General features: G+C 38.0%; 11 protein-coding genes. 9 read left to right on the top strand and 2 right to left on the bottom strand.

Annotated elements, in window-relative coordinates:
* Positions 1–33 precede the first annotated feature (33 nt).
* Together MMY79_RS15550 and MMY79_RS15545 are read left to right on the top strand one after the other, a co-directional pair.
* Positions 34–222 carry an NF038215 family lipoprotein gene (locus MMY79_RS15550; RefSeq protein ID WP_005302999.1) on the top strand — a complete coding sequence of 63 codons (189 nt, stop codon included), beginning with the start codon at positions 34–36 and terminating at the stop codon, positions 220–222.
* Positions 203–538, top strand: coding sequence for a calcium-binding protein (locus tag MMY79_RS15545; protein ID WP_252610055.1), 336 nt, complete (start codon positions 203–205; stop codon positions 536–538). Before MMY79_RS15550 ends, MMY79_RS15545 begins: the two co-directional genes overlap by 20 nt.
* A 108-nt stretch (positions 539–646) precedes the next feature.
* On the opposite strand, the gene metG is transcribed toward MMY79_RS15545, so the two are convergent.
* A complete protein-coding gene (gene metG, locus MMY79_RS15540; RefSeq protein ID WP_252613543.1) occupies positions 647–2713 on the bottom strand; it encodes a methionine--tRNA ligase in 2067 nt (688 codons plus the stop codon).
* A gap of 393 nt (positions 2714–3106) precedes the next feature.
* On the opposite strand from metG, the gene MMY79_RS15535 reads away from it, so the two are divergent.
* The 3 genes from MMY79_RS15535 (at position 3107) to MMY79_RS15525 (ending at position 5961) form a co-directional block, all read left to right on the top strand.
* Positions 3107–3607, top strand: a complete 501-nt coding sequence (locus MMY79_RS15535; RefSeq protein WP_252610053.1) for a hypothetical protein — start codon at positions 3107–3109, stop codon at positions 3605–3607.
* Positions 3608–3752: 145 nt separating this feature from the next.
* The gene (apbC, locus tag MMY79_RS15530) at positions 3753–4943 is read left to right on the top strand and encodes an iron-sulfur cluster carrier protein ApbC (RefSeq protein WP_252610051.1); all 1191 of its coding nucleotides are present in this window, start codon (positions 3753–3755) and stop codon (positions 4941–4943) included.
* Between the two features lie 142 nt (positions 4944–5085).
* The gene (locus tag MMY79_RS15525; protein ID WP_252610048.1) at positions 5086–5961 is read left to right on the top strand and encodes a 5'-methylthioadenosine/S-adenosylhomocysteine nucleosidase; all 876 of its coding nucleotides are present in this window, start codon (positions 5086–5088) and stop codon (positions 5959–5961) included.
* Positions 5962–5992: 31 nt separating this feature from the next.
* Here the strand turns inward: MMY79_RS15525 and MMY79_RS15520 are convergent, their stop codons facing one another.
* On the bottom strand, positions 5993–6562 hold the full coding sequence (locus MMY79_RS15520) for a DUF2062 domain-containing protein (RefSeq protein WP_003653419.1): 570 nt from the start codon (positions 6560–6562) through the stop codon (positions 5993–5995).
* A 361-nt stretch (positions 6563–6923) separates the two neighbouring features.
* Here MMY79_RS15520 and MMY79_RS15515 point away from each other — a divergent pair, with 361 nt between their 5' ends.
* From MMY79_RS15515 to MMY79_RS15500, 4 genes are all read left to right on the top strand, one after another.
* Positions 6924–7517, top strand: coding sequence for a LysE family transporter (locus MMY79_RS15515; RefSeq protein ID WP_252610045.1), 594 nt, complete (start codon positions 6924–6926; stop codon positions 7515–7517).
* A 114-nt stretch (positions 7518–7631) separates the two neighbouring features.
* Positions 7632–8201: a dCTP deaminase gene (gene dcd / locus MMY79_RS15510; protein WP_003653416.1), complete on the top strand. Its 570-nt coding sequence runs from the start codon at positions 7632–7634 to the stop codon at positions 8199–8201.
* Between the two features lie 305 nt (positions 8202–8506).
* Positions 8507–9982 carry a hypothetical protein gene (locus tag MMY79_RS15505; protein ID WP_252610043.1) on the top strand — a complete coding sequence of 492 codons (1476 nt, stop codon included), beginning with the start codon at positions 8507–8509 and terminating at the stop codon, positions 9980–9982.
* Positions 9983–10213: 231 nt separating this feature from the next.
* Positions 10214–12256, top strand: coding sequence for a hypothetical protein (locus MMY79_RS15500; RefSeq protein WP_252610041.1), 2043 nt, complete (start codon positions 10214–10216; stop codon positions 12254–12256).

The raw sequence follows: 12256 nt of genomic DNA, 5'->3' as shown, positions 1-12256 counted from the left end.
ATAAATAAAACAAAAAGAAATGAGGATCACGTTATGAAAAAACTAATGGTGAGCATTTCTGTAGTTTTTCTCATCTTAACTACAGGATGTGAGATGAGAACAATGAGTAAGCAACAGCCAGCAAATGAGCGGACCATGAGTATTGTGGGTACTCCGGTTCATGAAAAGGATTATAAAATTTCCGATATACAAGTGAATAATCATGAGCAAGCTAACTATTAAGTTACTTGCTGGATGTGCAACTTACTGTATTTTGAATATGGTAAATGCATGTGAGCCTGCTTCTTTAGATTGGAAACTTTTTCAGGAAAAATATGATTTAAATCATGATGGTATGTATAGCCTAAAAGAATTTCAACGTGTTGAAGATTTTTATCCTTATAACTGGCCAAGCGATAAACGTTTTCAAGGCGAAAATAAGCAAACAGAGCTATTTCATTATCTAGATGAAAATAAAAATGGTTATTTAACAAATGAGGAGTTAGGGAGCATACATGTTTTATTTAATAACCCTTGTGAAGGGTGGCCGTGGTCATAATTTGAAAGCACTGGCTTCCTAAAGTTATTTAATATTTTAATTCACTCAGTTTTGATATTTCAAAAATAAAAAAGCTTCCAATTTAGGAAGCTTTTTTATTAAGACAGATTAAGAAACTTTATCGCCTGGTTTCGCGCCTGTATCGGGAGAAATAATGAAAATACCTTCACCATTTCCAGCAGCAAGTACCATTCCGTTTGAAACGCCAAAACGCATTTTACGTGGTGCAAGGTTAGCTACCATGACAACCAATTTACCTTTTAAATCTTCTGGTGCATATTGGCTACGAATACCACTGAATACATTACGTGGTTCAGCTTCACCAACGTCTAACGTCAGTTGAAGTAATTTATCTGAACCTTCAACAGTACCAGCTTCAACGACTTGAGCAACACGCAAGTCAACTTTTAAGAAGTCTTCGATACCGATAATTTCAGCTTCACCCACTGCTGGAACAGGGGCAGCTTTTTTCTCGGCAGCTTTGTCTTTTTTCGCCGTTGCTTTAGTTGCTTCTGGAGCAGGAGTACCTAAAGACTCTTTAGATGCATCTACCATTGCGGCAACAGCTTTTGGATCAACACGTTGCATGAGCGGTTGGAACTGTGCAATCTCATGGCTTACAAGAATTTGTTTACGTGATTCGAAATTAAAGCTTTCAAGTTTTAAGAAACCTTGAACTTGCTCAGCCAAAGTTGGAAGAACAGGGGCTAAGTAGACCGCTAATTGACGGAATAAGTTGATACCAACCGAGCATACATCAAGAACTTGTTGTTCTTGACCTTCTTGTTTAGCAAGTGCCCAAGGTTTTTTCTCATCAATATATTGGTTTGCACGGTCAGCAAGCGCCATAATTTCACGAATAGCCATTGAGAATTCACGTGCTTCATATGCACTAGCGATTGAATCACCTGCATCAATAAAGCTTTGTACTAATTCAGGTTCTGCGCATTCAGTAGATAAAGTATTGTTAAAGCTACTGTTGATAAATTTAGCGCAACGGCTAGCAATATTGACGACTTTACCGACTAAGTCAGAATTTACTTTTTGGATAAAATCATCAAGGTTTAAATCAGAGTCTTCAACTTTATCTGAAAGCTTAGAAGCAAAGTAGTAGCGTAAATATTCTGGATTTAGATGCTGTAAATAAGTCTCTGCTTTAATAAAAGTACCGCGAGACTTAGACATTTTTTGTCCGTTCACAGTCAAGAAACCATTTACAAAAAGACCTGTTGGAGTGCGATAGTTTGCACCATCTAACATTGCAGGCCAGAACAATGCATGGAAATACACAATATCTTTACCAATGAAATGGTAAACATCGTTTTGACTGTCTTTTTTCCAGAAATCATCAAAGTTTAAATCTGGGCGTTTCGTTTTGATGTAGTTTTCAAAACTAGACATATAGCCAATTGGGGCATCTACCCAAACATAGAAGTATTTATTTGGTGCATCTGGAATTTCAAAACCAAAATATGGCGCGTCACGAGAAATATCCCAATCTGCTAAACCTGCTTCAAACCATTCATCGAGTTTGTTCGCAATTGAAACAGGTAAGCGACCTTCATCACGGGTCCATTTCTGTAAATACTCAGCAAAGTTCGGTAGTTTAAAGAAATAGTGATCTGAAGATTTTTCAACTGGTGTGGCGCCACTTAATGTAGAACGTGGGTTAAGTAATTCAGTTGCATTATAGGTTGTACCACAAACTTCACATGAGTCGCCGTATTGATCTTCTGATTTACATTTCGGGCATGTGCCTTTAATGAAACGGTCAGATAAGAACATGCCTTTTTCAGGGTCAAATAATTGAGTTACAGGGCGAACCGCAATATTCCCAGCTTCACGGTTTTTAATATAGATATCTGTTGAACGTGCTTTATTGGCATCGCTATGAGTTGAATCATAGTGATCGAAATGTACACCGAAGCCATCAAAATCACGGATATGTTCTTTTTGAACATTCGCAATTTGCTCTTCTGGGCTAATACCGTTTGCCTCAGCACGTAGCATGATGGCAGTACCATGAGCATCATCCGCACATACATAAGTCACATCATGACCCATTGCCCGCATGGCACGAACCCAGATATCTGCCTGGATGTAACCGAGTAAATGACCCATATGAATTGGACCATTAGCGTAAGGAAGGGCATTAGTGACTAAAATTTTACGCACGGATTTCATTCTCTCATTCGTATTTATAAGGTGGAAGATTTTAACTGATGAAGGAGGAAAAACAAAGCAACGCTTTGTCCGAGTGCAAGACGAGAGCTAAGCTTGAGTGGTGGGATAAGCAAAGGTTAATAATCTTTGCCCGGGCGCAAGGCGAGAGCTGGACTTGAGTGGCGGGATAATAATCTTTATTGGGTAACAATGAGTATTCGTAAAAATCGGTTTTTAATTGCGAAGTTATTTCTCTTTAGAACAGATAAACAAATCGAAAAATATTTGAATCTTCCTGTATTGTCTTTGTGTCAAATTGCAGTTACGGTCAGAAAATCAACCATAACGATGTATAACTAATAACTTATTCAGGTAATTTTTTAATTAACTACGAGGATAACAACGATGACTACTGAAAATAAATTAGATGATTTAAAGGCAAAAGCGGCAGATGCAAAAGTACAAGGTGAAAAAGCTTTGGACGATTTAAAAGAAACCGTAAAAGCTAAGCAAGCTGCGGGTAAAGAAGCTGTTGAAGATACAGTAGACGAATTAAAGGCAAAAGCGGCAGATGCAAAAGCTCAAGGTGAAAAAGCTTTGGATGATTTAAAGGAAAATGTAAAAGAGAAACAAGCTGCGGGTAAAGAGGCGGTTGAAGATAAAGCAAATGATTTGAAAGGCAAACTTGAGGATGCCCAACATAGTCTGCAAGACAAGTTCGATCATTTACGTACTGAGGCAAGCCATAAACTTGATGATGCCAAAGCTAAGGCGGCAGAGTTAAAAGATGAGGCTGCAACAAAATTTGATGAGTTAAAAACTCAAGCAACAGCAAAATTTGACGAGTTGAAGAAAACAGCAACTGATAAGTTAAATAAATTGAAAAACCATGATTCTGCTGAATAAGCTGATTTAAACTAAAATCTGCACTCCTGACCTAAAAGATGAGATTGGAAGTGAGTAATTATTCATCCCAAGGTGAGCGAGTGCGGACCAATACTGTTACACTACCTCCATTAAGCTGTAATGATCTGTTTTTGGAGTAAACAATATGTCTTGGCTTTCTTCATTGAAGTCTGTTTTTTCACCCGCACAAGAAGTGAAAGAAGATGAAATCCAAATCGTACTCCAAAATTATTTACTACCCCATTCAAAAGATGCTTTAAAAGAGCGCATTAGTCAGCTCCAAGTTCAAGGTCGAGTATTACAACTCACTATTAATACCTTTCCTGATGAAAAAGAGCACTTGCAGCAAATTCATGATGATTTGGCTGAGGCTTTGGAAAAGTGTGGTATTGAAGAACTAAACCTGCATGTGGTTCAACAGAAGCGCCCTGCACAAGAAAGTTCAAACTTACCTCCTGTGCTAGATGCTTCACCTAAATCAGAACCAGATCCGAATAATCCTCCTATTCAAAAAGCGGCTCCACAACAAAGAGATGTCCCACTTCATCCGCGCATTAAGCATGTTATTTTAGTTTCATCTGGTAAGGGCGGTGTTGGTAAATCGACCACTACAGTCAATTTAGCACTTGCCTTGCAAAAAATGGGACTTAAGGTTGGGGTTTTGGATGCCGATATCTATGGCCCAAGTATTCCGACCATGCTAGGCAATGCAGGTAAAACACCTCTTATAGAAAGTGAAAATTTTGTACCTTTAGATGCCTATGGAATGGCCGTGTTATCGATTGGACATTTAACTGGTGATAACAACACACCTGTCGCGTGGCGTGGACCAAAGGCAACGGGTGCTTTAATGCAATTATTTAATCAAACGCTTTGGCCTGATTTAGATGTGCTCATGATTGATATGCCACCGGGTACTGGTGATATTCAACTCACGCTTGCACAGCGTATTCCAGTGACTGGTTCAATCATTGTGACTACACCTCAAAATGTTGCTTTACTAGATGCTACAAAAGGCATTGAGTTATTTAATAAAGTTGGCATTCCGGTATTAGGTGTTGTTGAGAATATGTCGACTCATATTTGCTCTAACTGTGGTCATGAAGAACAAATTTTTGGTATTGGTGGAGGTGATAAACTCTCTGAACAGTACCATATTCCATTGTTAGGTCGCTTGCCTCTAAATGCTCAGATCCGTGAAAATGCCGATCAGGGTAAACCTAGTGTTATAGCAATGGATGATGCAGCTGATAGTTATATTGATATTGCTAAAGTTATGTGGGAACAGATTGAAAAGATTCCTCAACGTACACGTGATGACAAACGGATTTTTTAATTTATTAAACCCGACTTTAAGTCGGGTTTTTTATTGTCTGGTTAAAATAAAAAAATAAATTACTGAATTTTAATAACAAAGCTAAACTTGAAATTGGCATATAGATTGCTACTTTACACTTTTTAAAAAGAAAGGGTAAAAAATGCAATTTAAATGTACTTTTGGCGTAATCAGTTTATGTAGCGCCTTATTTTTAGTCGGATGCAATAATGACGACTCTTCTGTTTCACAAACACCAACTATTCAGGAACAAAAACAGAAATTACAGCCGATTATTATTCAGGGTGCTTTGCCCGTAGAGTCAGCGCACATGGCTGCTAAATTACAGAATGTGACAGTTGAAACTATAGGAAATAGCTGGACATTCTGGAAGGGTACTTATAACGGCTATCCAATGATTATCTCTAAAACTCGCATGGGTATGAGTAACTCGGCTGCGGCAACTGCTTTAGCTATTGAGCGTTATAAACCGATTGCAATTATTAATCAGGGAACAGCAGGTGGGCACGACCCAAATCTACACATTTACGATATTGTTTTAGGAAAATATGCGACCAATATTGGTGCATTTAGAACTCCTAAACAGCCAGTGGGTGCTGGGTCAAATTCACTCACTTGGGTTGAAGCGTTTGATGTTTTACCAACAGATGAGTCTGATCCGGAACCAATTGCAATACGCAAATTTGAAGGTGATCAAGAGCTATTAATGGCGGCACATAAAGTCCGTTATGACAAAGGTGAGGTGGTTGAGGGAACGATTGGTTCAGCAGATGTTTGGAATAACGAACTTGATCGTATTCAATTTTTCCATCAGCGTTATGGCACTTCAGTTGAGGAAATGGAAGCGGCATCAGTTGCACAAATTGCCAGTCAGTTGAATGTTCCGTTTTTAGGCATTCGAATCTTATCTAATAATATTACGAATAACGGAGCTTATGACCCTGGTACAGGAGAGGCTTGCCAAGAGTATGTGCTTAATGTGGCCGAAGAGTATATGAAATCAAAACTACCAAAATAATAATTTAAGACTTAGCAAGAAACTTGGAGTTTTATAAAACTTCTTCTTCTTGCTTTTTATGACGGTGTCTACTTTTCCAGTTTTTAATAACCATCCAACGCCAGAAAATTTCTGTAGATAGATATAAAATGACGGCAAATACGAAAGCTTCGACAACTAGACCCGTCATCAAAATTTTCGCGAGACTAAAATCAATGTGCCCGTGCCCGAAATGAGTAATCCAGCGAGAAATTTGATGCAATACACCTAGCAGCATTTCTTTGTTGATCATATGCACATGAAAAATATGCGCACCAAACCAAAAACCAATATACAGGATAGGAACTAAAGTAAGAGGATTACTTAACCAAGCCAGCATTAAGCTAATTGGTAAATTTACTTCGAATAGTAAGACCGCCATCACAATAAATACACTGTGAAAAGGGATAGGCAATAAACCAAAAAAAGTTCCGACAAAAACAGCTCGGGTAATTGATTTTCGATTGACGTACCAAAGCACAGGATTCAAGGTCTTTTTACCAAAAATCCTTAGAAATTTCATATTTGAAACTTTCTCGGGTGAGGGAAGCCAAGATTGAAAAAAGTGCTTTGCCATAATCATTAAGGTAGTAGAGCGCGGTGCTCTATATAAAAAAATCAGAAACAATATATGAATTGAAACTTATTAAAAGCTTAAAATTTAAACTTACCATCACTATATATTTTTTATTATAAAGGCTTTTGATGGAAAAATAGACTTAAAATAAAAATACTTATGTTAATTAAGTACGAAATTATTTGAAAAGTATAGCAACTGACCGTAAAGTTTTCTTTACTGCTTTCTATAGTAATTTTATAAGTGTATGTTTTTAATGTTTTTGTCTGAAATTAAAAAATATTTTAAAAACTTTGTCTTACAATTACTTTTTGCCATGTGACAGGATATCTATTAATCTGAGATGACTATATTGTGAGGTCATTCAATGATTTCATGGCTTTTTATTGGCTTAGTAGCCACAATTTTACTTACACCTGGCCCAACTAATACTTTACTCGCTTCTTCAGGCGTGCAAGTAGGACTACGAAAGTCAGTAAAACTTATTCCAGCAGAAGTTTTGGGTTACGTGATCTCTATTTCTGCATGGGGAATGCTAATTGGGAAAGTGTCCACCACATTGCCATTGCTGCCACCTATTCTTAAGCTATTGAGTGCCTGCTATATTATTTTCTTAGCCATTAAGTTATGGCATACAGCAAATCAAGAAGTTGAATTAAATCAGCCTACGATCCGTGCTCGTGAATTATTTTGTGCAACTTTATTGAACCCCAAAGCCTTGCTCTTTGCTTCAGCAATTTTTCCTGTGGCTGCATGGAGTAATTTTCATATTTATTTGGTTCATATGATGGCTTACTTAGCACTCATTACACCAATTGCATTGTTCTGGATTTTCTTGGGTTCGGTTTTAGCGTCTAAGAAAGTAGGTTGGTTAAATCAAACTAATTTACAAAGAACGGCTTCACTTGTTTTAGTCAGCTTTTCAATTCCAATTAGTTATTCTGCTTTACTGAACCTTTAAATGTACAGCTGAGCTATTCTTATTTATTTGAGTAGCTCTGTGTTGTTTTCATAATTGGTTTTTTAAGTTAAAGTACGTCGAAATCAATGAAATTACCTTTTGGATAGAAAATACATGGCTATTAAGTCTGATCGTTGGATTCGCGAGATGAGCGAAAAACACGGCATGATTGAACCTTATGCAGAGAATCAAGTCCGTTTTGATGAAAATGGTGAAAAGTTGATTTCCTACGGGGTCTCTAGCTATGGCTATGATGTACGCTGTGCCCGTGAATTTAAAGTTTTTACTAACGTACATTCTGCAATTGTCGATCCAAAGAATTTTGATGACAAAAGTTTTATCGATATTGAGTCTGACGTTTGTATTATTCCGCCAAACTCATTCGCTTTAGCACGTACAATTGAATATTTCCGTATTCCTCGTAATGTGTTGACTGTATGCCTAGGTAAGTCGACCTATGCTCGCTGCGGTATCATTGTGAATGTGACTCCGTTAGAACCGGAATGGGAAGGTCACGTAACTTTAGAATTTTCAAACACCACTAATTTACCTGCGCGTATTTATGCAGGGGAAGGTGTAGCACAAATGCTATTTTTTGAAAGTGATGAAGTATGTGAAACATCTTATAAAGACCGTGGTGGTAAATACCAAGGCCAAACAGGTGTTACACTTCCTAAAACATAATATTTCTTAGATAAAGAAGAGTTTTAAAATAATGGGTCGCTTAGGTGGCCCAATTTTATAAATAAAATTTACATAAGGTACGTTTATCGGAATAGTGATAAATGAGAGTTTCCTTTTGTAAAAAATAATATAATATGATCAATAATTGATTTGTTTTTTTGTTCTGCGTCACAGTATTAAAAAACAAATGTATTGGATATAGGTTGTCTTTTTAGTCGTAATTGTTTAGATATCTACTAAATTTAGGCAAACCAAATAAAAAGAAATTAAACAGGATTATGCCCCCAAGGATACGGAGGTCGGTCATGCGACAGTTTACGTCTCTTCATGTAGCGATAGCGCTTGGAAGCTTATGCTTTTCTTCAGCGTATGCTGCTTCTACATTAGTCCCTATGTCAGATTCGGAACTATCCGCAACTCGTGGCCAAGCTTTAATGAGTATGTCTTATATTGCGCCTACGGACTCTGCAAATTTAGAAAAACTACGCGACAATAGTAGTAATATTGGTTTCTATAAATTAGGTTTGGAAGCTGAATTAGAACTTAACACCAATATTCGTAAATTACAGTTAGGTTGTGGCGGCGTTAATGGTGCTGGTGGCTGTGATATTGATATTGATAATCTGAGCTTAAGTGGACAAAAGTTCGATGCGAATGGCAATCCTTTGGCCATGACTAGTGAAGAGCGGGCTTCGTCTTCTGCGGTTTTAACAAATCCGTTCATAGAATTTGCAATTAAAAATCCTAATTCTGCATCAACCCGTGAAGTCGCCGGTTTAAGATTAAGTGCTGAGAAATTTATCGGCTTGCTTACAGCAGGTACTGAAAATACATCTAGGCCAAATGGGATCAACTCGATTTCTGGTTATATGCAGGTTCAATCTGATAGCAGTGGTTTAATTAAAGGTTATGCGACAACTTCTGCTACACGCGACAATTTATATGGAACAAATGCAGTTACAGGTCGTTTACAAGCTTTAGGTCTGGGAGGGGCAGCTGAGGTAAGTTTTGTTACTTCCGATGGCGGATTTAATATTCCAGGCATTCAAAATAACTATTTTGAAATTGCTCCCATTCAGGTTAATGGTAATAGAGTTAGCTCCAAAGTTTTATCTGCTCCAGTGAAAGTCCCTAATATTTATGTCGGACATAGTAGTTCGTACCCAGTAGATGGTGTTGTGCAATACAATGCCGCAGGTCCACACGATCCAGCTTATCCTGAACCAACAGGTATTTATACTCAGGGTGGTAAGGTTGAAGCCACAGTAACAAGCTGTAGTGTATTAGCATGTCTCATTGCAGGCCAAGGTTCTAAATTTTCTAATGTATATATGAATGGTACAATTTCAAATATTACAGCGAATTTAAATTTAACTCAGTCATTGGGACTTATTCATAATTTACCAATTAATTCACCCATGTACCTGGCTCTACAAAATCAAATGCTTCAATGGCCAGGCGCTAAAGCAGATGACGTGGCTCAAAAGGGTTGGTGGATGTCTTTTGCAAATCCAGTTAACGTCGGTAACATTATTCCACAAGATGCGATTGATATTTCGCCACTATTTCCGCAAATTTCAACAGCAGTTTCAGCCTATTTACAAGCTAACCCAGCACAAACCTCTGATTTAGGAGGATTATTAAAGCTGGGGGATTTAGATGTAAATATTGGTACAGTTGATTTGAAAAATAGTCCGCTCACATTAAATTTAAGCAACTTGCAGTTAACGAATCAAAACTTTAAGCCAAACTGCCATGGTTCAGGTTTAACTTTTTGTTAAATGCCGAGAAGGCAGCTTGAGTTGCTTTACATTCATCGGAAAAGTAATTTTTTACATGCTTTTTTTTGCATTTGTGCAAATATTCCGCATAATAGAAATGTGGAAGGGTTGGCAATATCTTTTAGATTTGCCTCTTTGTCTAAGGTGAAAAGGATAGATTCACCTGGCATCAAGGATTGTTAAAGAAAAATAAATATGGTGCGCGGCATCGTATAAAACAGGAAGGTCAAGATGACTACACTTAATTATACGGTAAGGTTTCAAAAAACCGTTTTGGCAAGTTTAATCGGGCTTTGTATAAGCCAAGCTAGTTTCGCACTCGAAGAACTTTCTGATGCGGGCTTAAGTGAAACTACAGGTGAAGGTATTGCTATTTTGCCGCAGAATGCCTATATGGTATTTCGTGGTGCAGGCGCTAATGAAACCTCAAGTCAGATATTAACCGATCGTACCAAAGACACAGGTTATATCAATTATGTGCCTGTTGGTCCTTTGAGTATGACAGCAGCAGATACCAATAAAAATGGCTCGATTGATTCGGGTGATCGCGCTGTTGGTAAAGCAGATATTTTTCTTTATGGTTTAGCGCTTTCTAAATCTGATAATGATACAAATACCCGCATCGCGTCTACTGATACAGCCGCTGCAATTTCGAGTTGGGGTACTGCGGTTAACCCGTGGATTTTTAAAGTTGCGACAGCAAATTCAGTACCTAACTTCAGTGCAGCTACTTGTAGTGGTGCGAGTGACCCATCTTGCCAAGTAACTTATTTAGCTTTGGAAGCTCCTTTATATGAGGTTGGAACGAAAGATTCCGCAGGTATAGATGCCTATAAGCTGAAATTAGGTTTATGGTCAGATATCTTTGTCCGAAATCCAAATAAAATAAATGGTGCAGCAGACCAATTTAATTATGGTGACTCAAATGGCTTAATTGGTACGAGTACGGATGCAAGCCGTGCAAACCGTCTTCGTTTACAAGGGGTTTGGAATAACTTTAGCTTAAATGGCAGTCGTTTACAGCTTTTCCAAACATTAGGGGGCGCAACATCTGCTGGTGGAATGAGCCCTTTTTATAATGATACTTTAGGTTTTGCTGGTGTTATTCGTTTAAACAGTGGTGATGCATCTAATTTAAGAGCGACAATTACTGCAAATACTCCAACGTCTTCGGTAGGGCCTTGGGTAAATCGGTATAGTACGCAATATGCGGGTGCCCCAAGTAATAACTCTCCAAGCGCGGATTGGTTATATCGAATTCGTAGTCAAACTACGACGGTTACTTCAACGGGTTCATGGACCGCGCCAACCGATAGTGCTATGAATAACGTATTACGTTTGAGCACACGTGAAACAGGAACTACTCAAGGTAATTTGGTAACACCTGCAATTAATGGTGGGCTTGCTCCAACTTTTGATGCAAATGAAGGTTTATACCTCTATAACCCGAATATTAACCTTGTTTTGGGTTCTTTATATCAACCACTAGTTTTAAGCTCAGATGGTAAAAACTTTAGTTTAGAACTTGCTCGTATTCCAAATAAACCAGAAATTTATAAGAAAATTTATACAGATTATAGTGGTGCCGATACGAGTTATTTAGGCTCTACTTGTAATATTTACCAATGTGGTACCAGTGTAACTTTAGGTGGTAAAACCTACCAAGGCTCTAGTGCAACACATAGCAGTATTTCAATTGGTTCAACAGTTTATAATGCAACGAACAATACTTTAGAAGCATTTAAAGGGAATAGTACACAAGATGCGGTCGGTATTTCATTTGGTAAACTACCAACGGGCACTGTGTCAGCGATAACGCAGACCAAGAACTTCTACCAATTGCAAAATCAAGAACGTCGTGCAGGCAGTTATAGCTGTGGATTTTTGAACTTAAGTACTTGTTATGATACTTGGCAGTACCGTACAGCAACAGGCTGGACTGGAAATGCAGGCACAGGTTTAAAATTTGATTCTCAAGGTGCGAACTGGGCTAGTATTGACAATACCTCTTATTATAACCCGACAGTAAATAATACAGGTTATACCTTAGCTGATGCTGGGAATGGCGCTCAGTTTGTTGTACCAACTGGCACACCTTTACCAGATGCACTTTATAACAATGGACGTTGGTCTACCACCACGCCAAATGCAGATTTGAACACCTATAAATTATCTGGGGCACAAATTAGCTCAGCCATTAGTAATAACATGGGTTCAGGTGTTATTGACGGTGTATTAATCCAACATTTAAAACTGACAACTAAAGGCTTATAA

The organism is Acinetobacter sp. XS-4, from assembly GCF_023920705.1.
Classification (GTDB): Bacteria; Pseudomonadota; Gammaproteobacteria; order Pseudomonadales; family Moraxellaceae; genus Acinetobacter.
The sequence above is the reverse complement of the archived record's forward strand: the minus strand, read 5'-3'. Positions and strand labels throughout refer to the sequence as shown.